This window comes from Pseudomonas sp. 18-147, assembly GCF_051048045.1.
GTDB lineage: Bacteria > Pseudomonadota > Gammaproteobacteria > Pseudomonadales > Pseudomonadaceae > Pseudomonas > Pseudomonas aeruginosa.
Genome location: NZ_CP182296.1, coordinates 159,276 through 181,410 on the forward strand (window position 1 = coordinate 159,276; position 22,135 = coordinate 181,410).

General features: G+C 66.3%; 27 protein-coding genes. 20 read left to right on the plus strand and 7 right to left on the minus strand.

Annotated elements, in window-relative coordinates; genetic code table 11:
- The first annotated feature begins 82 nt into the window (after positions 1 to 82).
- Both ACM0M4_RS00700 and ACM0M4_RS00705 read left to right on the plus strand, forming a co-directional pair.
- The gene (locus ACM0M4_RS00700) at positions 83 to 811 is read left to right on the plus strand and encodes a carbonic anhydrase (RefSeq protein ID WP_003083701.1); all 729 of its coding nucleotides are present in this window, start codon (positions 83 to 85) and stop codon (positions 809 to 811) included.
- Positions 812 to 1,021: 210 nt separating this feature from the next.
- A complete protein-coding gene (locus ACM0M4_RS00705) occupies positions 1,022 to 2,593 on the plus strand; it encodes a SulP family inorganic anion transporter (RefSeq protein ID WP_003083703.1) in 1,572 nt (523 codons plus the stop codon).
- Here ACM0M4_RS00705 and ACM0M4_RS00710 read toward each other — a convergent pair.
- On the minus strand, positions 2,580 to 3,218 hold the full coding sequence (locus ACM0M4_RS00710) for a hypothetical protein (RefSeq protein WP_016254346.1): 639 nt from the start codon (positions 3,216 to 3,218) through the stop codon (positions 2,580 to 2,582). The two genes, ACM0M4_RS00705 and ACM0M4_RS00710, sit on opposite strands and share 14 nt — an antisense overlap.
- A gap of 371 nt (positions 3,219 to 3,589) precedes the next feature.
- On the opposite strand from ACM0M4_RS00710, the gene coxB reads away from it, so the two are divergent.
- The 4 genes from coxB to ACM0M4_RS00730 are packed head-to-tail and all read left to right on the plus strand — an operon-like array spanning position 3,590 to position 7,779.
- Complete coding sequence (gene coxB / locus ACM0M4_RS00715; protein WP_003101203.1) at positions 3,590 to 4,714, plus strand: cytochrome c oxidase subunit II; 1,125 nt, start codon at positions 3,590 to 3,592, stop codon at positions 4,712 to 4,714.
- Between the two features lie 9 nt (positions 4,715 to 4,723).
- Positions 4,724 to 6,316, plus strand: coding sequence for a cytochrome c oxidase subunit I (ctaD, locus tag ACM0M4_RS00720; RefSeq protein ID WP_115288930.1), 1,593 nt, complete (start codon positions 4,724 to 4,726; stop codon positions 6,314 to 6,316).
- 10 nt (positions 6,317 to 6,326) lie between these two features.
- Positions 6,327 to 6,881: a cytochrome c oxidase assembly protein gene (locus tag ACM0M4_RS00725; protein ID WP_003083725.1), complete on the plus strand. Its 555-nt coding sequence runs from the start codon at positions 6,327 to 6,329 to the stop codon at positions 6,879 to 6,881.
- Between the two features lie 10 nt (positions 6,882 to 6,891).
- A complete protein-coding gene (locus ACM0M4_RS00730) occupies positions 6,892 to 7,779 on the plus strand; it encodes a cytochrome c oxidase subunit 3 (RefSeq protein ID WP_003083728.1) in 888 nt (295 codons plus the stop codon).
- 15 nt (positions 7,780 to 7,794) lie between these two features.
- Here the strand turns inward: ACM0M4_RS00730 and ACM0M4_RS00735 are convergent, their stop codons facing one another.
- The gene (locus ACM0M4_RS00735) at positions 7,795 to 8,004 is read right to left on the minus strand and encodes a twin transmembrane helix small protein (RefSeq protein ID WP_003101213.1); all 210 of its coding nucleotides are present in this window, start codon (positions 8,002 to 8,004) and stop codon (positions 7,795 to 7,797) included.
- Positions 8,005 to 8,019: 15 nt separating this feature from the next.
- On the opposite strand from ACM0M4_RS00735, the gene ACM0M4_RS00740 reads away from it, so the two are divergent.
- The 5 genes from ACM0M4_RS00740 (at position 8,020) to senC (ending at position 12,106) form a co-directional block, all read left to right on the plus strand.
- Positions 8,020 to 8,814 carry an SURF1 family protein gene (locus ACM0M4_RS00740; RefSeq protein ID WP_019371305.1) on the plus strand — a complete coding sequence of 265 codons (795 nt, stop codon included), beginning with the start codon at positions 8,020 to 8,022 and terminating at the stop codon, positions 8,812 to 8,814.
- Positions 8,789 to 9,367 carry a hypothetical protein gene (locus ACM0M4_RS00745; RefSeq protein ID WP_004346934.1) on the plus strand — a complete coding sequence of 193 codons (579 nt, stop codon included), beginning with the start codon at positions 8,789 to 8,791 and terminating at the stop codon, positions 9,365 to 9,367. Before ACM0M4_RS00740 ends, ACM0M4_RS00745 begins: the two co-directional genes overlap by 26 nt.
- Before the next feature lie 64 nt (positions 9,368 to 9,431).
- Entirely contained in the window at positions 9,432 to 10,505 is a 1,074-nt protein-coding gene (locus tag ACM0M4_RS00750) for a COX15/CtaA family protein (RefSeq protein ID WP_003117203.1), read from the plus strand.
- Positions 10,506 to 10,530: 25 nt separating this feature from the next.
- Complete coding sequence (gene cyoE / locus ACM0M4_RS00755) at positions 10,531 to 11,445, plus strand: heme o synthase (RefSeq protein ID WP_003083746.1); 915 nt, start codon at positions 10,531 to 10,533, stop codon at positions 11,443 to 11,445.
- Between the two features lie 25 nt (positions 11,446 to 11,470).
- Positions 11,471 to 12,106 carry a cytochrome c oxidase copper chaperone SenC gene (gene senC / locus ACM0M4_RS00760; protein ID WP_003083748.1) on the plus strand — a complete coding sequence of 212 codons (636 nt, stop codon included), beginning with the start codon at positions 11,471 to 11,473 and terminating at the stop codon, positions 12,104 to 12,106.
- Positions 12,107 to 12,145: 39 nt separating this feature from the next.
- Here senC and ACM0M4_RS00765 read toward each other — a convergent pair whose 3' ends face one another.
- Complete coding sequence (locus ACM0M4_RS00765) at positions 12,146 to 12,598, minus strand: GNAT family N-acetyltransferase (RefSeq protein WP_009314933.1); 453 nt, start codon at positions 12,596 to 12,598, stop codon at positions 12,146 to 12,148.
- 131 nt (positions 12,599 to 12,729) lie between these two features.
- Here ACM0M4_RS00765 and ACM0M4_RS00770 point away from each other — a divergent pair, with 131 nt between their 5' ends.
- From ACM0M4_RS00770 to ACM0M4_RS00800, 7 genes are all read left to right on the plus strand, one after another.
- On the plus strand, positions 12,730 to 13,203 hold the full coding sequence (locus ACM0M4_RS00770) for a winged helix-turn-helix transcriptional regulator (protein WP_003083753.1): 474 nt from the start codon (positions 12,730 to 12,732) through the stop codon (positions 13,201 to 13,203).
- A 256-nt stretch (positions 13,204 to 13,459) separates the two neighbouring features.
- Positions 13,460 to 14,188, plus strand: coding sequence for an SDR family oxidoreductase (locus tag ACM0M4_RS00775; RefSeq protein WP_003083755.1), 729 nt, complete (start codon positions 13,460 to 13,462; stop codon positions 14,186 to 14,188).
- Positions 14,189 to 14,212: 24 nt separating this feature from the next.
- On the plus strand, positions 14,213 to 14,800 hold the full coding sequence (locus ACM0M4_RS00780; protein WP_003119512.1) for a 2-hydroxychromene-2-carboxylate isomerase: 588 nt from the start codon (positions 14,213 to 14,215) through the stop codon (positions 14,798 to 14,800).
- Positions 14,801 to 15,029: 229 nt separating this feature from the next.
- On the plus strand, positions 15,030 to 16,379 hold the full coding sequence (locus tag ACM0M4_RS00785) for a C4-dicarboxylate transporter DctA (RefSeq protein ID WP_003119513.1): 1,350 nt from the start codon (positions 15,030 to 15,032) through the stop codon (positions 16,377 to 16,379).
- Between the two features lie 48 nt (positions 16,380 to 16,427).
- Complete coding sequence (locus ACM0M4_RS00790) at positions 16,428 to 17,114, plus strand: FadR/GntR family transcriptional regulator (RefSeq protein WP_003083762.1); 687 nt, start codon at positions 16,428 to 16,430, stop codon at positions 17,112 to 17,114.
- A 100-nt stretch (positions 17,115 to 17,214) separates the two neighbouring features.
- On the plus strand, positions 17,215 to 17,949 hold the full coding sequence (locus ACM0M4_RS00795; protein ID WP_003117208.1) for a GntR family transcriptional regulator: 735 nt from the start codon (positions 17,215 to 17,217) through the stop codon (positions 17,947 to 17,949).
- Between the two features lie 179 nt (positions 17,950 to 18,128).
- Entirely contained in the window at positions 18,129 to 18,539 is a 411-nt protein-coding gene (locus ACM0M4_RS00800) for an aegerolysin family protein (RefSeq protein WP_003101225.1), read from the plus strand.
- Between the two features lie 31 nt (positions 18,540 to 18,570).
- On the opposite strand, the gene ACM0M4_RS00805 is transcribed toward ACM0M4_RS00800, so the two are convergent.
- The 4 genes from ACM0M4_RS00805 to ACM0M4_RS00820 all read right to left on the minus strand — a co-directional run bounded on the left by ACM0M4_RS00805 (position 18,571) and on the right by ACM0M4_RS00820 (position 21,080).
- Positions 18,571 to 19,479: a LysR family transcriptional regulator gene (locus ACM0M4_RS00805; RefSeq protein WP_023132709.1), complete on the minus strand. Its 909-nt coding sequence runs from the start codon at positions 19,477 to 19,479 to the stop codon at positions 18,571 to 18,573.
- Positions 19,480 to 19,778: 299 nt separating this feature from the next.
- Positions 19,779 to 20,060 carry a type II toxin-antitoxin system toxin ParE gene (parE, locus tag ACM0M4_RS00810; protein ID WP_003083773.1) on the minus strand — a complete coding sequence of 94 codons (282 nt, stop codon included), beginning with the start codon at positions 20,058 to 20,060 and terminating at the stop codon, positions 19,779 to 19,781.
- Positions 20,057 to 20,284, minus strand: coding sequence for a CopG family ribbon-helix-helix protein (locus tag ACM0M4_RS00815; protein WP_003083775.1), 228 nt, complete (start codon positions 20,282 to 20,284; stop codon positions 20,057 to 20,059). Before ACM0M4_RS00815 ends, parE begins: the two co-directional genes overlap by 4 nt.
- Positions 20,285 to 20,459: 175 nt before the next feature.
- Positions 20,460 to 21,080, minus strand: a complete 621-nt coding sequence (locus tag ACM0M4_RS00820; RefSeq protein WP_003101226.1) for a hypothetical protein — start codon at positions 21,078 to 21,080, stop codon at positions 20,460 to 20,462.
- Positions 21,081 to 21,180: 100 nt separating this feature from the next.
- Here ACM0M4_RS00820 and ACM0M4_RS00825 point away from each other — a divergent pair, with 100 nt between their 5' ends.
- The gene (locus tag ACM0M4_RS00825) at positions 21,181 to 21,681 is read left to right on the plus strand and encodes an LEA type 2 family protein (RefSeq protein WP_003101228.1); all 501 of its coding nucleotides are present in this window, start codon (positions 21,181 to 21,183) and stop codon (positions 21,679 to 21,681) included.
- Positions 21,682 to 21,753: 72 nt separating this feature from the next.
- Positions 21,754 to 22,095: a zinc ribbon domain-containing protein YjdM gene (locus ACM0M4_RS00830; protein ID WP_003101229.1), complete on the plus strand. Its 342-nt coding sequence runs from the start codon at positions 21,754 to 21,756 to the stop codon at positions 22,093 to 22,095.
- Positions 22,096 to 22,135: the final 40 nt, after the last annotated feature.

Consider the following 22,135-nt stretch of genomic DNA (forward strand, 5'->3'; position numbering starts at 1 on the left):
GTTTGTTGTGCCTTTTTCCTATGGGGAAAGCGTCGGCAGACGTGGGAAAATTCAATCGATCCACTCATCGAGGTTCCGAACCATGCCAGACCGTATGCGGGGCGTTAAGTCCGATTCTCCAGAGCAGGAAAGCGCTGACGATGCATTGAAAAGGATTGTCGATGGATTCCAGCATTTCCGCCGGGAGGTCTTTCCCGAGCAGCAGGCGCTGTTCAAGAAGCTCGCCAATAGCCAGCGGCCGCGGGCGATGTTCATCACCTGCGCGGATTCGCGCATCGTTCCCGAGCTGATCACCCAGAGTTCCCCCGGCGACCTGTTCGTCACCCGCAACGTCGGCAACGTGGTGCCGCCCTACGGGCAGATGAACGGTGGCGTCTCCACCGCCATCGAATACGCTGTGCTGGCGCTGGGCGTGCACCACATCATCGTCTGCGGCCACTCCGACTGCGGGGCGATGCGCGCCGTGCTCGACCCGCAGACCCTGGAACGCATGCCGACGGTCAAGGCCTGGCTGCGGCACGCCGAGGTGGCACGCACGGTGGTGGCGGACAACTGCGACTGCGGCGCCAGCCACGACACCCTCGGGGTGCTCACCGAAGAGAACGTGGTGGCCCAGCTCGATCACCTGCGCACCCACCCCTCGGTGGCCTCGCGCCTGGCCAGCGGGCAACTGTTCATCCACGGCTGGGTGTACGACATCGAGAGTGCGCAGATCCGCGCCTACGACGCCAAGCAGGGTCGCTTCCTGCCCCTCGACGGCGAGCATCCGGTGCCGATGGCCACGCCCGCGCCGCGCTACCTGAACTCGTGATAGCGGCGGCCGTGTGGGCCGCCGGATAACAACAGCGTTTTCGCGTCACCTTTCGCCGTTCCTGCCATGGACGACCTCTGGGAAGCCCCGTTCCGGGGCTGAACGGGTCGCTATTACAAGAAAAAACACACTGCGCACACACAACCGGCGCCGGGCCTGGTCCTGGCGTCGCTCCCTCGTCGTGGAAAAAATTCGCAGGAGAACTGTGCCATGCATGTTTCAAAGGTGTTTCCGTCCCTCCGGGACACGTTGCCGCGGGACCTGATGGCCTCCGTGGTGGTGTTCCTCGTCGCCCTGCCGCTGTGCATGGGCATCGCCATCGCCTCCGGGATGCCGCCGGCCAAGGGCCTGCTCACCGGCATCGTCGGTGGCCTGGTGGTCGGCTTCCTGGCCGGCTCGCCGCTACAGGTCAGCGGCCCGGCGGCCGGCCTCGCGGTGCTGGTCTTCGAACTGGTGCGTACCTACGGGGTGGCCATGCTCGGGCCGATCCTGCTGCTCGCCGGCGCCATCCAGCTGCTCGCCGGGCGGCTGCGCCTGGGCTGCTGGTTCCGGGTCACCTCGCCGGCGGTGGTATACGGGATGCTCGCCGGCATCGGCATCCTCATTGTCCTTTCGCAATTGCACGTGATGCTCGACCTGGCGCCCAAGGCGTCCGGCCTCGACAACCTGCTGGCATTCCCCCAGGCGGCGTTCGCCGCGCTCGGTTCGCTGGGCATGGACAGCGGCCTCGACGCGGCGCTGCTCGGGCTGGGCACCATCGCGGTGATGTGGGGCTGGGACAAGCTGCGTCCGCAACGCCTGCGCTTCCTACCCGGCGCGCTGCTCGGCGTGAGCCTGGCGACCCTGGCCAGCCTCTGGCTGGCGCTGGACGTGCGGCGGGTCGAGGTACCGGCCAACCTCGGCGAGGCCATCGACTGGCTACGCCCGGCCGACCTGCTGGCCCTGGCCGATCCCTCCCTGCTGCTGGCGGCGGTGGTGGTGGCCTTCATCGCCAGTGCGGAGACCCTGCTCTCGGCGGCGGCGGTGGATCGCCTGCACGACGGCCCGCGCTCGGACATGGATCGCGAGTTGTCCGCCCAGGGTGTCGGCAACATGCTCTGCGGCCTGCTCGGCGCGCTGCCGATGACCGGGGTGATCGTACGCAGCTCGGCCAACGTCAATGCCGGTGCGCGAACCCGCGCCTCGGCGATCTTCCACGGCCTCTGGTTGCTCGCCTTCGTCCTCCTGCTCGGCAGCCTGCTGCGGCAGATTCCGGTGGCGAGCCTGGCCGGGGTGCTGGTCTATACCGGGGTCAAGCTGGTCGATTTCAAGGCCCTCGGCAACCTCTCTCGCTACGGCCGGATGCCGATGCTGGTGTACGCGGCCACCGCCCTGGCGATCGTCTTCACCGACCTGCTGACCGGCGTGCTGGTGGGCTTCGCCCTGACCCTGCTGAAGCTGGTGCTGAAGGCGGCGCGGCTGAAGATCGCCCTGCGCTACACCGGCGAGCATGAAGCCGAGCTGCGCCTGAGCGGCGCCGCGACTTTCCTCAAGGTGCCGGCGCTGTCGCGGGTGCTCGACGAGGTCAAGCCGGGGACCACCCTGCACGTACCGATGGATAACCTCAGCTATGTCGACCATGCCTGCATGGAGCTGCTCGAGGATTGGGGGCGGATGGCACCGGTGCAGGGCTCGCGCCTGGTGATCGAACCGCGCGCCTTGAAGCGTCGCCTGGAAGGGCGCCTGCGCGGCAGCGTCGGGTTGGGCGGCGCGCGCAATGGCGGGGCGGTCAGCCCAGGCTGAGTTCCACCCCGAGCTGCTTCGACAGGCACGGCCACTGCTGCCAGGCGGCGACCACCCGCGGGTTCTTCAGGTTCTCGCGGTAGGCGCGGGCCGAGTCGGCGTCGAAGGTGGTGGCGTCGAGCATGTTCTCCACTGCATGGTGGACGGCTTCGTCCAGCCGGTTGGCGAAGGGCTCGCCGATCAACTGGTGGGCCACCAGGTTGGCTACGGTGGTGTCCAGTGGGATCAGTGCCTGGCCGAAGTGGGCGATGTAGCGGTCGTTCACTTCTTCCACCAGGCGGTGCGCCAGGTAGGCTTCGTCGAGCAGGGCGTCGAGGCCGTCGTGGCCGGCGAGCAACGCCGGCGGGGTGAGGAAGAACTGCTCGGCGACCTTCAGCACCGGCTTGATCCGTTCCTCGATGCCGGCTTCGCGGGCCACGCTGTTGGCGGCGTCGAGCAGGTCCGGTACCTGTTCGACGTAGGCGTGGACGAAGCGGGTGAGTATGTCTTCCGTGTTCTCGCCTTGCGGCTGGATGGTGCGATGCAGGCGGGGCAGGCAGCTGGCTATCAGATCAGCCAGGTGACCGTGGCGGGCTTCGCTGAGGTGCGCCTGCTGGATGAGTTCACGGAGGGCAGCGGTGTTCATGGGTTCTCCCATACAACGGGGATGGTGAAGAAGAGGAGAAACATAGCCGGCGGCGCGCGCCGGCTAAGACGCGATTGTCATAATCGCTTCGTGGTTATGCGAGGATGATATATCAGGCGGCCACCATTCGCCTGCAAAGCCACGCCGCTCGCGGCTTTTAGAGAAGAATCGGCACTTTCCAGCGACGTTTTTACGCTGCGTTGTTATGTCGCAGCCGCTGTCTATACTCCCACTCGAATGCTGAACCTGATGAACCCGGCCTGCCTTGCTGTGTGCCGAGGTGCGACGGTCAAAGTTCGTTGTCTTGACGGTCCACCCCTTGGCCGTTGGCGTCTGCCGGCGGGATAAAAACAACGATAAGGGGAACCCGAATGCTGCGACATCCACGAGTCTGGATGGGCTTCCTTTTGCTCTCGGCGATCAGCCAGGCGAATGCCGCCTGGACGGTCAACATGGCCCCGGGCGCTACCGAGGTGAGCCGGTCCGTCTTCGACCTGCACATGACCATCTTCTGGATCTGCGTGGTGATCGGCGTGCTGGTCTTCGGCGCGATGTTCTGGTCGATGATCGTCCACCGCCGCTCCACCGGCCAGCAGCCGGCGCACTTCCACGAGAGCACCACGGTGGAAATCCTCTGGACGGTGGTGCCGTTCGTGATCCTGGTGGTGATGGCGGTGCCCGCCACCCGCACCCTGATCCACATCTACGACACTTCCGAGCCGGAGCTGGACGTGCAGGTCACCGGCTACCAGTGGAAGTGGCAGTACAAGTACCTGGGCCAGGACGTCGAGTACTTCAGCAACCTGGCCACCCCGCAGGATCAGATCCACAACCGGCAGGCGAAGGACGAGCATTACCTGCTGGAGGTGGACGAGCCGCTGGTGCTGCCGGTGGGCACCAAGGTGCGCTTCCTGATCACCTCCAGCGACGTGATCCATTCCTGGTGGGTGCCGGCCTTCGCGGTCAAGCGCGACGCCATCCCCGGCTTCGTCAACGAGGCCTGGACCAAGGTCGACGAGCCCGGCATCTATCGCGGCCAGTGCGCCGAGCTGTGCGGCAAGGACCACGGCTTCATGCCGATCGTGGTCGACGTCAAGCCCAAGGCCGAGTTCGACCAGTGGCTGGCCAAGCGCAAGGAAGAGGCGGCGAAGGTCAAGGAACTGACCAGCAAGGAGTGGACCAAGGAAGAGTTGGTTGCGCGCGGCGACAAGGTCTACCACACCATCTGCGCCGCCTGCCACCAGGCCGAAGGCCAGGGCATGCCGCCGATGTTCCCGGCGCTGAAGGGTTCGAAGATCGTCACCGGGCCCAAGGAGCACCACCTGGAAGTGGTCTTCAACGGCGTGCCCGGCACCGCCATGGCGGCCTTCGGCAAGCAGCTCAACGAGGTCGACCTGGCCGCGGTGATCACCTACGAGCGCAACGCCTGGGGCAACGACGATGGCGACATGGTCACCCCGAAAGACGTCGTCGCCTACAAGCAGAAACAACAATAGGAGACCGCCATGAGTGCTGTGATCGATACGCCCGACCACCATGCCGGCGACTACCACCACGGACCGGCCAAGGGCCTGATGCGCTGGGTGCTGACGACCAACCACAAGGACATCGGCACCCTCTACCTGTGGTTCAGCTTCATGATGTTCCTGCTCGGCGGCTCGATGGCCATGGTGATCCGCGCCGAGCTGTTCCAGCCCGGCCTGCAGATCGTCGAGCCGGCGTTCTTCAACCAGATGACCACCATGCACGGCCTGATCATGGTCTTCGGCGCGGTGATGCCGGCCTTCGTCGGCCTGGCCAACTGGATGATCCCGCTGATGATCGGCGCGCCGGACATGGCCCTGCCGCGGATGAACAACTTCAGCTTCTGGCTGCTGCCGGCGGCCTTCGGCCTGCTGGTCAGCACCCTGTTCATGCCCGGCGGCGGTCCCAACTTCGGCTGGACCTTCTACGCGCCGCTGTCGACCACCTTCGCCCCGCACAGCGTGACCTTCTTCATCTTCGCCATCCACCTGGCCGGGATCAGCTCGATCATGGGCGCGATCAACGTGATCGCCACCATCCTCAACCTGCGCGCCCCGGGCATGACCCTGATGAAGATGCCGCTGTTCGTCTGGACCTGGCTGATCACCGCGTTCCTGTTGATCGCGGTGATGCCGGTGCTGGCCGGCGTGGTGACCATGATGCTGATGGACATCCACTTCGGCACCAGCTTCTTCAGCGCCGCCGGCGGCGGCGACCCGGTGCTGTTCCAGCACGTGTTCTGGTTCTTCGGCCACCCCGAGGTGTACATCATGATCCTGCCCGCCTTCGGTGCGGTCAGTGCGATCATCCCGACCTTCGCGCGCAAGCCGCTGTTCGGCTACACCTCGATGGTCTACGCCACCGCCAGCATCGCCTTCCTCTCCTTCGTGGTCTGGGCGCACCACATGTTCGTGGTCGGCATCCCGGTCACCGGCGAGCTGTTCTTCATGTACGCCACCATGCTGATCGCGGTGCCCACCGGGGTGAAGGTGTTCAACTGGGTGACCACCATGTGGGAGGGTTCGCTGACCTTCGAGACGCCGATGCTGTTCGCCGTGGCCTTCGTCATCCTGTTCACCATCGGCGGCTTCTCCGGACTGATGCTGGCGATCGCCCCGGCGGACTTCCAGTACCACGACACCTACTTCGTGGTCGCCCACTTCCACTACGTGCTGGTGCCCGGCGCGATCTTCGGCATCTTCGCCTCGGCTTACTACTGGCTGCCGAAGTGGACCGGCCACATGTACGACGAGACCCTCGGCAAGCTGCACTTCTGGATGAGCTTCATCGGCATGAACCTGGCGTTCTTCCCGATGCACTTCGTCGGCCTCGCCGGCATGCCGCGACGGATCCCCGACTACAACCTGCAGTTCGCCGACTTCAACATGGTCTCGTCGATCGGCGCCTTCATGTTCGGCACCACCCAGCTGCTGTTCCTGTTCATCGTCATCAAGTGCATCCGCGGCGGCAAGCCGGCCCCTGCCAAGCCCTGGGACGGCGCCGAGGGCCTGGAGTGGAGCATCCCTTCGCCGGCGCCCTACCACACCTTCAGCACCCCGCCCGAGGTCAAGTGAGGAGCGCGCCATGAGCGATGCCAAGGTCGATACCCGCCGCCTGGTCGGCCGCCTGCTGCTGGTGACCGTGCTGATGTTCGCCTTCGGCTTCGCCCTGGTGCCGCTCTACGACGTGATGTGCCGCGCCCTGGGGATCAACGGCAAGACCGCCGGCAGCGCCTACAGCGGCGAGCAGCAGGTGGATGTCGGGCGCGAGGTGAAGGTGCAGTTCATGACCTCGAACAATATCGACATGGTCTGGGAGTTCCGCTCCGCCGGCGACCAGTTGGTGGTGCATCCCGGCGCGGTGAACCAGATGGTGTTCTACGCGCGCAACCCGAGCGACAAGCCGATGACCGCGCAGGCCATCCCGAGCATTGCCCCGGCCGAGGCTGCCGCCTACTTCCACAAGACCGAATGCTTCTGTTTCACCCAGCAGGTGCTGCAACCCGGCGAGAGCATCGAGATGCCGGTGCGCTTCATCGTCGACCGCGATCTGCCCAAGGATGTGCGGCACGTGACGCTGGCCTACACCCTCTTCGATATCACTGCGCGGAAGCCGCCCGTACCGGTTGCGGGACGATAAGGAGAACAACATGGCAAGCCACGAACACTATTACGTCCCCGCCCAGAGCAAGTGGCCGATCATCGCCAGCATCGGCCTGCTGGTGACGGTGTTCGGCCTGGGTACCTGGTTCAACGACCTCACCGCCGGCCACAAGGAATCCCATGGCCCGTGGATCTTCTTCGTCGGCGGGCTGATCATCGCCTACATGCTGTTCGGCTGGTTCGGCAACGTCATCCGCGAGAGCCGCGCCGGACTCTACAGCGCGCAGATGGACCGCTCGTTCCGCTGGGGCATGAGCTGGTTCATCTTCTCCGAGGTGATGTTCTTCGCCGCCTTCTTCGGCGCGCTGTTCTACGTCCGCCACTTCGCCGGTCCCTGGCTCGGCGGCGAGGGTGCCAAGGGCGTGGCGCACATGCTCTGGCCGAACTTCCAGTACAGCTGGCCGCTGCTGCAGACCCCGGACCCGAAGCTGTTCCCGCCGCCGAGCGCGGTGATCGAGCCGTGGAAGCTGCCGCTGATCAACACCATCCTGCTGGTCACCTCCAGCTTCACCGTGACCTTCGCCCACCACGCCCTGAAGAAGAACAAGCGCGGCCCGCTCAAGGCCTGGCTGGCGTTGACCGTGCTGCTGGGGATCGCCTTCCTGATCCTGCAGGCCGAGGAGTACGTGCACGCCTACAACGAGCTGGGCCTGACCCTCGGCGCCGGTATCTACGGCTCGACCTTCTTCATGCTCACCGGCTTCCACGGCGCCCACGTGACCCTCGGCGCGCTGATCCTCAGCATCATGCTGATCCGCATCCTGCGCGGTCACTTCGATGCCGAGCACCACTTCGGCTTCGAGGCCGCCAGTTGGTACTGGCACTTCGTCGACGTGGTCTGGATCGGCCTGTTCATCTTCGTCTACGTGATCTGACCGCCACCGGGGGAATCAGAAATGCCAGGGCGCGTGGCTGTTCAGCTCGCCGCTGTAGAAGCCCCAGGCGACCAGCACCAGGGTCGCCGCGGCGAGCACCACGCGGACGGTCAGCGAATTGACCACGCGGGAACCATGGCCCTGGTCCTTGACCAGGAAGAACAGGCCGCTGAACAGGCTCACCAGGGTAGCCAGCAGTAGCAGGACGATCGCCACTTTCAACATGGTGGGACTCCGGCGATGGGGGGATTCATGCAGTATAGCCAGCGCCTCGGGGAGGCCGGACGCAATGACAGACGCAGCATGCGTGGCGCGTTCCGCCCCGGCCTGCTGCCGACCCTGGTGGTCCTCGGCCTGCTGCCGGTACTGCTCTGGCTGGGCACCTGGCAGTTGCAGCGGGCCGACGAGAAGCGCGCCCTGCTGGCCAGCTACGAGGCCCGGCGCGGCGCCGAGCCGGTGTCGCCCGGGCAGCTAGAGGGGCTGCGCGACCCGGCGTACGTCCGCGTGCGCCTGCACGGCCGCTTCGACGAGCGGCATACGCTGCTGCTGGATAACCGGCTGCGCAACGGACAGGCCGGGGTCGAGGTGCTGCAACCCTTCTACGACCAGGCCAGCGGCCTCTGGCTGCTGGTCAACCGCGGCTGGGTCGCATGGACTGACCGACGCTCGCCGCCGACGCTGGAAACCCCCGACCGCGTCCTCCTGCTCGACGCCTGGACCTACCTGCCGCCACCCGGCGGCCTGCACCTGGCCGACGCGCCGGCCGGCGGCTGGCCGCGCCTGGTGACCCAGCTCGACATCCCGGCGCTGTGGCAGGCCTTCGGTCGCGCCGGGCTGCCCTGGGAAATCCGCCTGGAAGCGGGCGACGCCAGCTTCGACACCGATTGGCCCCTGGTCTCGATGCCGCCGGAGCGGCACACCGGCTACGCCGTGCAGTGGTTCGCCTTGGCGACGGCCCTGCTCGCCCTCTACCTCTACCTCGGTGTGCGCCGCGCACGGGAGAAAAACCATGAGTCTCGCGATTCCGATGCCTGAACGTCCGCGCCGCGCCCGTGGCCGCCTGCAACTGCTGGCGATCATCGGCCTGGTGGTGGGGCCGATGCTGCTCGCCAGCGCCATGTACAAATGGAATTTCTGGGTTCCGCAGGGGCGCAGCTACAGCGGCGCGCTGATCGGCAACGGCCAGACCCCCGCCGACCTCGGCGTGCAGGGACGCAGCCAGGGCGAGCAGTGGCAACTGCTGGTGACCGCGCCGGGTACTTGCGGCGAGGACTGCCAGCAACTGGTCTACCTGGCCCGCCAGGTCAACATCGCCCTCGGCCGCGAAGCCTCGCGCGCCGGCCACGCCCTGGCCGCCAGTGGCGAGCTGCCGGCGGACTTCGCCAACCTGGTGAGGCAGGACTACCCGCGCCTGCAGCGCTACGGCCTGGACCCTGTCCTGTACGACAAGGCCGGCGGCGGCGAGCGGCCGCTGCTGTGGGTGGTCGACCCGCACGGCAACCTGGTGCTGCGCTACGACGCCAAGGCCAACGGCAAGAAGCTGCTGAAGGACGTGCAACTGCTGCTCAAGCTCTCGCATATCGGTTGATCGGCGTGGCCGGCGCGGTTCCCGGCCCGATGAGGACAGAACGACAAGAAAAAGGGGCCCGCGAATGACAGGCGCAACCCGCAAACCCGGTTTCACCGTCGCCGTGCTGGCGACCCTGCTGGCCGCCGTGGTGGTCCTGCTCGGCGCCTATACCCGGCTGACCCACGCCGGCCTCGGCTGTCCGGACTGGCCAGGCTGCTACGGCTTCGTCCACGTGCCGCTGAGCGAGGCGCAACTGGCCCACGCCGAACTGCACTTCCCCGACGCCCCGGTGGAGGCACAGAAGGGCTGGAACGAGATGATCCACCGCTATTTCGCCGGCGCCCTCGGCCTGCTCATCCTTGGCCTGGCGTTGCATGCGCTGGTCCGCCGCGGGCGCGACGGCCAACCGCTGAAGTTGCCGCTGCTGCTGCTCGCGGTGGTGATCGCGCAGGCCGCCTTCGGCATGTGGACGGTGACCCTCAAGCTCTGGCCGCAGGTGGTCACCGCCCATCTGCTCGGCGGCTTCACCACCCTGGCGCTGCTCTTTCTCCTCGCCCTGCGCCTCTCCGGACGCTTCGCGGCGCGGCGCTACCCGGCGGCGACCCGCGGACTGGCGGGGCTGGCCCTGCTCCTGGTGATCGGCCAGATCGCCCTCGGCGGCTGGGTCAGCAGCAACTATGCGGCGGTGGCCTGCATCGACCTGCCCACCTGCCATGGCGAGTGGTGGCCGCGGATGGACTTCGCCAACGGCTTCCACCTGACCCAGCACATCGGCCCCAACTACCTCGGCGGCCAGCTCGACAGCGACGCGCGCACGGCGATCCACATGACCCACCGGATCGGCGCGCTGTGCGTGACCCTGGTCCTCCTGCTGCTCGCCTGGCGCCTGCAGCGCAGCGGCCTGGTCTGGCCGACCGCGCTGATGCTGCTCGGCCTGTCGCTGCAGATCGGCCTGGGCATCAGCAACGTGCTGCTGCACCTGCCGCTGCCGGTGGCGGTGGCGCACAACGGCGGTGGCGCCCTGCTGCTGCTCAGCCTGGTGCTGGTCAACTATCGCCTGCGCGCGCCGGCCAGCGTCCGCGCGCCGGCACCGTCGCCGCAGCGCGTGCGCCGCACGCTGCCGCCGGCGCAAGGTTCGCGGCTGAAGGCCGCCTGACAGACAGAAGGATGGAGGTAAGGATATGGCCACCGTCATCGATCGCCACAGCCAGCCGACCTGGCGCGACTTCCTCGAACTGACCAAGCCCAAGGTCGTGGTGCTGATGCTGATCACCTCGCTGATCGGCATGCTGCTCGCCACCAAGGCGCCGCTGGATGGCTTCGTGCCCTGGCAGGTGCTGATCTTCGGCAACCTCGGCATCGGCCTTTGTGCCGGCGCGGCGGCGGCGGTCAACCATGTGGTGGACCGGCGCATCGACTCGATCATGGCGCGGACCCACAAGCGGCCGCTGGCCGAGGGTCGGGTGTCGCCGAGCATGGCGCTGGGCTTCGCGCTGCTCCTGGCGCTGGCCGGGATGGCCGTGCTGCTGGCCTTCACCAACCCGCTGACGGCCTGGCTGACCCTCGCCTCGCTGCTCGGCTACGCGGCGCTCTACACCGGCTTCCTGAAGCGCGCCACGCCGCAGAACATCGTCATCGGCGGGCTCGCCGGGGCGGCGCCGCCGCTGCTCGGCTGGGTCGCCATCACCGGCCACCTGAGCGCCGAGCCGCTGTTGCTGGTACTGATCATCTTCGCCTGGACCCCACCGCACTTCTGGGCGCTATGCATCCACCGCAAGGACGAATACGCCAAGGCCGACATCCCGATGCTGCCGGTGACCCACGGCGAGCGCTACACCAAGCTGCACATCCTGCTCTATACCCTGGTGCTGTTCGCGGTGAGCCTGATGCCGTTCGTCATCCACATGAGCGGGCTGGTCTACCTGCTCTGCGCCCTGGCCCTGGGCGCGCGCTTCCTCGACTGGGCCTGGGCGCTCTACTGTGACAGCCGGCCACATGCGGCGATAAAGACCTTCAAGTACTCTATCGTCTACCTGTTCCTGCTGTTCATGGCGCTGCTGGTGGACCACTATCTGCCGCTGAAGCTGCTTCTCTGATCCCACTCTAGAGCCTTGCCCACCCATGACTCGAGTCAACAAGACCGTCCTCGTCCTCGTCGCCCTGGTCGCCCTGGTCCTCGGCCTCACCGTGCACAAGGTGCTCACCGCCCAGCGCCAGGCCGATCCCACCGTGCTGCTCGACGCCGGCATCGTGATCCTGCCGCAGACGCGCAAGGTGCCGGCGCTGGAGTTCACCAACCAGGACGGCCAGGCGGTCAGCACCGCCAGTCTCAAGGGTCGCTGGCACCTGCTGTTCTTCGGCTACACCTTCTGTCCCGATGTCTGCCCGACCACCCTCGCCCAGCTCCGCGAATTGCAGGGCAAGCTGCCGCAGGAGGTGCGCGACGACCTGCAGGTGGTATTCGTCAGCGTCGATCCGAACCGCGACACGCCGCAGCAGATCAAGCAATACCTGGGCTACTTCAACGCCGGCTTCCAGGGGCTCACCGGTACTCCGGAGAACATCCAGAAGCTGGCCAACGCCATGAGCATCCCCTACATCCCCGCCGACACCAGCAAGCCCAACTACACCGTCGACCACAGCGGCAACCTGGTGATCATCGGCCCGGACGGCGAGCAGCACGGCTTCATCCGCGCGCCGCTGAACAACGCCAAGCTGGAAGCCCAACTGCCCGGCGTGCTCAAGCCGCAGGCCTGATTCCCTTCCCTCCCCCCACCGTCCGCGGCGTTCCGGGCCTCAGGCCCGGCGCATGCCGATGTGCGGGATGTCGTCTTCCAGGTAGACCTCGGTGACCGCGACGAAGCCATAGCGGCTGTAGTAGCCCTGCAGGTGGGCCTGGGCCGAGAGGTATACCGGGGTGTCCAGCCAGAGGCGCTCCGCCGCCTGCAGCGCGCGTTCCATCAACTGGTGACCGAGCCCCTGGCCGCGCGCGGCCGAGGAACTGACCACTCGGCCGATCACCACCTGGCCCTCGTGGCGAACCGGGTCTAGCAGGCGCAGGTAGGCGAGCAACTGGCCGTCGCGCCAGGCCATCAGGTGATGGGTATCGCCGACCAGGTCGAGGCCGTCGACTTCCTGGTAGGGGCATTTCTGTTCCACCACGAAGACCTCGGTGCGCAATTGCAGCAGTGCGTAGAGTTCCTTCAGGGTGAGGTCGGCGTGGTGCTTGCAGGTCCAGTCGAGCGACATGGTCGGGATTCCGGGACAGGGGACAGGAACGCGGTTATGCCATGGGCGGCGGGCCGCTGGAAAGGCGTGGCCGGTCGGTTTCGTTTCAGAACCCACGCGGCTATCCTTTGCCGAACGGCTGGAGGTGTCTCATGCGTTGGGAAGAACTGAGCGAGCAACCCTGTTCGCTGGCGCGGGTGCTGGCGATCCTCGGCGATCGCTGGACCCTGCTGGTATTGCGCGACTGCTTTCTCGGCGTGCGCCGTTTCGACGACTTCGAGCGCAGCCTCGGCGTGACCCGCCACGTCCTCGCCGACCGCCTCAAGCGCCTTGTCGAAGCGGAGATACTGGCCAAGGTGCCCTACCAGGAAAGGCCGCTGCGCGAGGAATACCGGCTTACCGAGAAAGGGATGGAACTGTACCCGGCCATCCTTTCCCTGGTGAACTGGGGCGACCGCCACCTCGCCGGCGTCGAGGGGCCGCCACTCGAGCATGTGCACAAGCATTGCGGCCAGCACATGCATGGCGTGCTGGTCTGTTCCGAATGCGGTGAGCCGCTGCACGCGCGGGACGTGACGGTACGCGAGGGGCTGTTCTGGAAGGGGCGCCTGCTGCGGCGCGGCTGAGCGTTCCAGGCCTGGCCGCCGACGTGAATCGGCGGATAAACGCCGATGGCGTTACGGCAGGAAGGACGCTGTCGTACCAGGCTCCGCCGACCGGTCCCCTCTCTTCAGGGAGAGGACGTGCCGGGCAGGCCGGGACAGGCAGAGTAATTGGTGCGCGGATATCACTCGAGCCCTTGCCAGTTGACAAGTTCCTTTTAAGAACTAACTATCGTCTCTATTGGGTTCTAAAAAAGAACTAACAAGAGAGGCCTCTGCAATGACCCAGCGCAAAGCGGTTCTGGTAATGGGCGCCGGCGACGCCACCGGTGGCGCCATCGCCCGGCGGTTCGCCCGCGAGGGCTACGTGGCGTGCGTCGCCCGGCGCAACGCGGAGAAGCTGGAGCCGCTGGTGCAGGCCATCCGCGACCAAGGCGGCGAGGCTCTGGCCTGCGGCTGCGACGCACGCCAGGAGCAGCAGGTGATCGACCTCTTCGCCCGCATCGAGGGTGAGGTCGGTGCGCTGGAGGCGGTGATCTTCAACGTCGGCGCCAACGTCTGGTTCCCGATCACCGAAACCACCGAACGGGTCTATCGCAAGGTCTGGGAGATGGCCGCCTTCGGCGGCTTCCTCACCGGCCGCGAGGCGGCGCGGGTGATGCTGCCGCGGCAGCGCGGAACGATCATCTTCACTGGCGCCACCGCCTCGTTGCGCGGCCGCGCGCATTTCGCCGCGTTCTCCGGCGCCAAGTTCGCCCTGCGTGCCCTGGCCCAGAGCATGGCGCGCGAGCTGGGGCCGAAGGGCATCCACGTCGCCCACCCGATCATCGACGGCGCCATCGACACCGACTTCATCCGCGAAACCCTGCCCGAGCTGTACAAGCGCAAAGAGCAGGACGGCATCCTCGATCCCGAGCACATCGCCGAGACCTACTGGCAGATCCACTGCCAGCCGCGCGACTGCTGGGTGCACGAACTGGACCTGCGCCCCTGGATGGAAACCTTCTGATCCCCGCCACGGAAAGAGCCACGCATGAGCAAGCAAATCGAGTTCTTCTTCGACTTCGGCAGTCCCACCACCTACCTCGCCTGGACCCAACTGCCGCGCATCGCCGCCGCCCATGGCGCGAGCATCGCCTGGCGGCCGATGCTGCTGGGCGGCGTGTTCAAGGCCACCGGCAACCATTCGCCGATCGAGGTGCCGGCCAAGGGGCGCTACACCCTCCACGACCTGGCGCGCTATGCGAAACGCTACGGCGTGCCGCTGGCCTTCAACCCGGCCTTCCCGATCAACACCCTGACGCTGATGCGCGGCGCCCAGGGCTATCTCGGCGGCGAAGGGTTCCAGCCCTACCTGAAAGCGGTGTTCGAAGCGTTGTGGGTACGACAGCAGAACCTCGGCAAGCCCGAGGTGGTCGCCCAGGTGCTGGCGGAGGCTGGATTCGATCCGGATGAGTTCCTCCGCCTGGTTGGCGACGAGCAGGTCAAGGAGGGGCTCAAGGCGACCACCGAAGAGGCGGTGCGGCGCGGCGTTTTCGGCGCGCCCAGCTTCTTCGTCGGCGACCAGTTGTTCTTCGGCCAGGATCGCCTCGATTTCGTCGCCGAGGCCCTCGCCGGCTGACCTCCCCTTCCCCGCGGCGAGCCGCTCTGGCCCGCCGCCTTGCGCCATCCGAGCGCCCTCCTCCCGGCTGCGGCCCGCGCGTGCCGTCGTTCCTGGCCATTCGTCGCGCCCGCCGATAGCGGCTTGTCAGGCTGACTTCTTTGCGTATAGGCTGAACTGGTCAGACCGGTAATACCACAATAAAAATGCGTTCATCGCCCGCCTCCGCGAGGCCCGATGGAAGCGCCGAATGGAGACTCCTGCGATGTTCATCAAGCGCTGTTCCCGCTCGATATTCCTGCAAGTCGTGATTGGCCTGGTGATAGGCGTGATCTGCGGGGTCGGCATTCCCGACCTGGCCGTGCAGATGAAGCCGCTGGGCGATGGCTTCATCAAGCTGATCAAGATGCTCATCGCACTGATCGTCTTCTGCGTGGTGGTCAACGGCATCTCCGGCGCCGGCGACCTGAAGAAGGTCGGCCGCATCGGCCTGAAGTCGGTGATCTACTTCGAAATCCTCACCACCATCGCCCTGGTCCTCGGCCTGGTGGTCGCCTACAGCCTGGGCCTGGGCAGCGGCGCCAACATCCATCTCAACGAACTGCCCGCCGGCGACGTCGCCCTGTATACCGGGCGCACCCAGGAGATCCACGGCCCCGTGGCATTCCTCATGGGCCTGATCCCGACCTCTGTGTTCAGCGCCTTCGCCGAGAACGACATCCTCCAGGTCCTGCTGTTCTCCGTGCTGTTCGGCAGCGCCCTGAACCTGGTCGGCGAGCAGGCCAGCGGCGTGGCCCGCCTGATCAACGAGTTCAGCCACATCGTGTTCCGCATCATGGGCATGATCGTGCGCCTGGCACCGCTCGGCGTGTTCGGCGCGGTGGCCTTCACCACCGCCCGCTACGGCGTCGACTCGCTCAGCCACCTGGGCGCGCTGGTGCTGGTGTTCTACGCCACCTGCCTGGTCTTCGTCATGGCGGTGCTCGGTAGCGTCCTGCGTCTCTCCGGGGTGCGCATGCTGCCGTTCCTGCGCTACTTCCGCGAAGAGCTGCTGATCGTGATGGGCACCGCCTCCTCCGACGCGGTGCTGCCGCAGGTGATGCGCAAGCTCGAGCACATGGGCATCCGCAGCTCCACGGTAGGCCTGGTGATTCCCACCGGCTACTCGTTCAACCTCGACGGATTCTCGATCTACCTGACCCTGGCGGTGGTGTTCATCGCCCACGTCACCGGCACGCCGCTGGCGATGACCGACCTGGTCACCATCCTGCTGGTTTCGCTGGTCACCTCCAAGGGCGCCCACGGCATTCCCGGCTCGGCCCTGGTGATCCTCGCCGCCACCCTCACCGCGGTGCCGGCGATCCCGGTGGCCGGCCTGGTGCTGGTGCTTTCGGTGGACTGGTTCATGGGCATCGGCCGCGCGCTGACCAACCTGATCGGCAACTGCGTGGCCACCGTGACCATCGCCCGCTGGGAAAACGACATCGATATGCCGCGCGCGCAGGCCATACTCGACGGGCGCCTGGAGGCGCCGGCCAAGGCCGACGGCGAGCCGCTCAAGCGCAGCGCGGTGGCCGGGGAAGGCAAGCTGCATGGCTGACGCGCCGAGGCGCGTTGCACGTCCGATTGGCAAGTAAAGGGAGGCGACATGTTTTCTTCGTCCAAGCTGGTCAACGCGGTTGCCCAGCGCCTGCTCGACACCATCGAGCAGGGTCGCTGGGTCGCCGGCCAGATGTTGCCCGGCCAGCGCGAGCTGGCTGAACAGATGGAAATCAGCCGGCCGAGCCTGCGCGAGGCGATCATGGTCCTGGAGACCCTGGGCGTGGTCCGTTCGCTGCCGGGCAAGGGCGTGATGGTCCTCGAACGCAGCGAACCGCTGCGCGAGGTCGCGGCGCCCGGCGAGGCGACCATGGAAGACGTCCTGCAACTGCGCTATGCGCTGGAGCCGTTCATCGTCGGCATCGTCGCGCAGAGCGCCGGGGCGGCGGAGATCAGCGAACTGCGGCTGTTGCTGCTGGACCTGCGCGAAGCGGTCGAGGATGGCGACCCGCAGGCTCTGGTTGAGGCCTACACGGCCTTCCACCGGCGCCTGGTGAAGCTCACCTCGAACCCGATCTTCCTCAGCGTTTCCGAACAGATCGGCAGCGCCCTGGAACGCAGCGACAACCTGGTGCGCCGCCAGCCGGAATACGCCGAGGAGATCCTCCAGGAACACGACGCCATCCTCCGTGCGATCCGCCAGCACGACAGCGAGCGGGCGAGCCAGGCGATGCGCCAGCACATCCTCAACGAAGGCGCGCGCCTGAACATCGACCTGCGCTTGCCGCAGGTCTGATCGCCCGCGCCAGGGTTCCAACCCGGGACCGTCGCGGCGCCCGGACGGCTTTCGTCCGCCGCCTGCGAAGGCCCACAAGCACGACTCGACAGGTGTGAACATGGTCGGATTCGAAGCACGTACCCAGCAGGGCGCCGCGCTGCGCCCCACCAGCCATTTCGTCTACGAAAGCATCTACACGGCAATCCTGGAAAAGCGCCTGGCGCCGGCCGCCAAGCTGAGCAAGGAAACCCTCGGGCAGATCTTCCGGGTCAGCAACGGCACCATCCAGCGTGCCCTCACCCGTCTCGCCGAGGACGGCGCGGTGGTGATGCCGCCGAAGGAGGTCGCCAGCGTCGCCCGCCCGGACGAGCGCCAGGCGCGGCAGGTGCTGGACGCGCGCCTGCTGGTGGAAAGCGAAGTGGTGCGGCAACTGCCCGCGGGGCTGGATCCCGCCGCCCTTGCCGAGCTACGGGCGCTGGTCGACGAGGAGCAGGCTTGCCTCGCGGCCCGCGACAGCGCCGGGCTGATCCGTCTCGCCGGGCGCTTCCACCTGCGCCTGGCCGAACTGACCGAGAATCCCTTGCTGCAGGGTTTCGTCCGTGGCCTGGTGGCACGCGCCTCGCTGGACATCGCGCTGAACAAGGGGGCGGTCTATACCGCCGAGGCCTGCGCCGCGCAGCGCGCCCTGCTCGATGCCCTGGAGGACGGCGACAGCGCGGCGGCGGCTGCGCTGATGGACGCTTACCTGCGAGGCCTGTTCGCCCGCATGCGCTTCCTGCCGCCACCCACCACCGACCTGCGCGAGGCATTCGGCATGAAGGCCCCTCGCGGGGAAAAACGCCGGAGGGCCTGACCTCCCCGGCCGCCGCCTACCAGATCTGGCAGGCGGTGGTGGCTGGTGGCCAGCCTATAGTGAAGCGGGTCAGGGATGGCGCCGTGCTGGTCGAAGTAGCCAAGGGTCCGTTGTGAGCGCCCGGTCCTGTCCGTGACGTCCTACAGGAAGCTGTGAACGCATGGTTAACGGAGATCGACATGGCATACGCAGAATGGATCGCAGTGAAGGTCGTGGTATCCAAATCCATCGGCACGGTGGGCATCCGCAACGCCACCTTGCAATGGGGCAAGTTCTACCGCTACACCAACAAGGACGACGAGATTTCCACCGAGGAAGTCAGCAGCATGAACGTGCAGGCCGGCAGCCCGCAATGGATCGCCTCCTGCGGACGGGAGAACGCTTCGTCCGGCACCCAGGGCAGCTTCGACTGCTACGACGGCAACACCAAGATGGGCACCTTCAGCTGGGATGACCCGTGGAAATCCGGCGCCACCAACACCTGGAGCTTCACGCCGGCATCGGCGGACTATGCCGGCATCACCAGCGGCGGCAACGCTACGGGCACGGACATCGGCGAGGTCACCCTGACCCTCGGCCGCTTCTCCTGACGGTACCTGGAGCTGGCCGGCAGTCCGTCGGTCAGCTCCAGCGCTCATCCCCGTCCGTGGCGAACGCTCGCCGCAGCGCCTCGATGGCGACCTTCACCTTGGCCGGCTGGGCCTCGCGCCGTGGCGTCACCGCATAGATGCCGAGCCGGGGAATCCTCCACTCCGGCAATAGCTGTTGCAGGCGCCCGTCGTTCAGCGCGTCGCGTACCTCCGGCAGCGGCTGGTAGGACACGCCGAGTCCGTCGAGGGTGAACTGACGCACCGCGAGCATCCCGTTGGCGGCCACCCGTGGCTCCAGGCGCAGTTTGCAGACTTCCCCGCCCGGCCCGCTGAGCGTCAGGTGGTTGAGGTGGTTCGAAGTGTTCAGGGAAATCCAGTCGACCTCGGTCAACTGCTCCGGACGGTTGATGGGCGCCCGCTGGCGCAAATAGGCCGGCGCCGCGCAGAGCACGCTGCTCCAGTCGCCGAGGTGGCGCGCCACCAGGCTGGAGTCGGCGAGATTGCCGACGCGTATCGCCAGGTCGATGCGCTCGGCGACCAGATCGATGCGCTCGTCCTGGAAGAACAGTTGCAGGCGCAACTGGCGGTGGTTCTCCAGCAACGGTTTCAGCGCCTGGGTGATCAGCGTGCCGGAGAACCCCACCGGCGCCGCCAGGCGCAACTCGCCCACCGGCGCATCGCGCCATTCGCCAAGCCGCCGCTCGGCTTCCTCGGCGATCGCCAGCATCTGCGCGCAACTGCGATAGAACGCCTCGCCGGCCTCGGTCAGGGTCAGCCGGCGGGTGGTGCGATGCAGCAAAGTGACCTGGGCGCGGCTCTCCAGCTTGCGGATCTGCTGGCTGACTGCCGAAGGGGTCATGCCCAGGCTCTGGGCCGCGGCTGCCATCGAGCCCTTGTCCACCACAGTGGCGAAGATCGCCATGCCTTTCAGCGAATCCATGCCGGTTCCTCCTTGCGGGAGACTGCGCCTGGGGAAAAATCACCGGAAAAAGCGCGAGAAAGCATGCCCAGCGGGCGAGGTCGTCGAGTTACGGAAAAATACGGACGCGTATGGGAGCGAAGCATGAGTCAGCCAAAGAACTAATCAGGTCGCAGTGGTCGCATGTTGGTCGCTCTCATTGGTCAGGTCGAAAAATGTCCATTTTTTGTGAGTTATGGATGTTTCGTCCGAAATAAGTCACTACGTACAAGTCAAGGTAAATATTCGTTTTGAAACATCTTGTAACCGTGTGACCACTTTCAGGGGGTAATTTCGACCCTATCGATGCGCAAAATCTGGATTTCCTTGCCTTTAACCCGAAACGGGGCGCTGAACGGCCAGCGCTCCAGGGTCAGGGTGCGTACGCCTGGCACCTCGCTGGGCCGCCCTGCCCCCTGGTTGGCTACCTGCTGCAGCGGTTTCACCTGCTCGACGATGTCCTGAACGGCTTTCAGAGCTTTTTCCGGGCCGATCAGCACGACGTAATGGTCGTAGATGGCGTCCAGGTCGGCGGCCGCCTTGCGGGTCCACTTCAGGCTCATTGCAGCCCCCAGCGCTTCTCGATCTCGGTGTGTTCCAGCAGGCGACCGGCATTGGCATCGGCCAAGCCTTCATCGATGGCAGCGACCTGCCACTGCTGCCTTTCCAGGTACTGCGCGAGCGCCTGCCGCAGGTGGTAGGGGCGGTCGCGGTGGGTGGCGCGGGCCAGTTCGTCGAGGGCCGCGACCAGGGCGTCATCGGCGCGGAACGAGACTACGGTGCTCATTTTCTGATCAGCTTCGTTTTCGATGTATACGGTGTTTACAGTGAAAACGAATGTATACGAAAGCTTTCGGGCGAGCAATCGCCCGGCTGTTTCGTCCGTCGAAAAAACCTTTATCGATCAGTGGGTTGAATGAGGAGCCCGCCCCGAGCGGGGCGGGCGGAAGGACGGCGTGGGATTACCAGGCCTGGTTGAAGTGGAAGCCCTGCCTGGGCGAGAAGCGGGTGTTGACGAGCTTGTAGCCTTCCTCGCCGCGTGGCTTGACCAGCGAGACCTGGCCGACCTGCGGTTGGGTGATCTGTTGCAGGGTGGTCAGGCTGGCCTGCTTGAGCACCTCGGGGTTCTTCGCCCAGTCCTTCACTTCGCGTGGCTTGACCTCGACGGTGACCAACCAGCCCTTTTCCACGGCCGGGCCGTAGTCGTCGGGCTTGGCGGGGTCCACCGAACGGACGCTGACGTCGAAGCCGCTGCTGTAGCAGAAGGCCTTCGACTCGGGCTTGTAGTCCTCGCGGCCGGCGGGCGTGAGGTCGTAGGAATCGCCGTCGCGGCGCAGCAGGCCGACGCCGACCAGCGCGTCGTAGACCGCGGCGTTGCCTTTCGCCGGGCCGGGGCCGGAGAAGCTGTCGGAGAGCGTCACCGGGAAGGTCTTGAACAGGGTGGAGCTGGCGCAGGCGGGTTTGTCGAAGCCGCGCTCGGCGAGCAGGCGGGCGATCTCCTCGCTGGACGGAGCGGAGTCCGAGCAGGCGGCGAGGAACAGTGGGAGGGCGGCGACGAGGCCGCGCAGAACGCGTGTAGGCATGGGCATGTCCTTTGTCCATTGGCGCAGCCGGATCGGCTGCGCGGCGAATTCTAGCGGCTGTGGCACCATGGGCGCACATTCGACCCAAGGAGGAGAACCCATGCGCCTGCCTGCGAACCTCGGCCGCCTGCTGCCGGCCCTGTGCCTGGGCGTCCTGTTGAGCGCCTGCAGCACCTTCGGCCAGCGCGATCCGTTGCGTATCGACCTGGTCGGCCTGGAACCCCTGCCGGGGCAAGGCATGGAGATGCGCTTCATGGTCAAGCTGCGGGTACAGAACCCCAACGACGAGCCGATCGAATACAACGGCATCGCCCTCGACCTCGACGTCAACGGCCAGCCCCTGGCCAGCGGCGTCAGCGACCAGACCGGCGAGGTGCCGCGCTTCGGCGAGCGGGTGGTGAGCGTGCCGCTGACCGTCTCCGCCTTTTCCGCCTTCCGCCAGGCCTGGGGCCTGAGCAACAACGCTCCGACCCGGGGCATGCCCTACGTGGTGAAGGGCAAGCTCGCCGGAGGCCTGTTCGGCACCGTGCGCTTCAGCGAAAAGGGCACCCTCGACTTCTCCGGGCCGGCCGTCGGCGCGCCGAAGACCAAGGGGCTCTGAGGCGGTTCGGCAGGGGAGCGAGAAACCCTATATAATCTGCGGTTTTCGTCCCCCTGCTGAAGAGAGAATGCCGTGAGCACGCTGCCGCCCTGTCCCCAATGCAACTCCGAATACACCTACGAGGATGGTGCGCTGCTGGTCTGCCCGGAGTGCGCCCATGAATGGTCGCCGAACGAGGCCGCTACGGCGTCCGATGATGGCAAGGTGATCAAGGATTCGGTGGGCAACGTTCTCCAGGACGGCGATACCATCACCGTGATCAAGGACCTGAAAGTGAAAGGCTCCTCGCTGGTGGTGAAGGTCGGCACCAAGGTGAAGAACATCCGCCTGGTGGACGGCGACCACGACATCGATTGCAAGATCGACGGCATTGGCGCGATGAAGCTGAAATCGGAATTCGTCAGGAAGGTCTGAGACGACCTTGCCTGAAGAAGCCCGGCCATTGGCCGGGCTT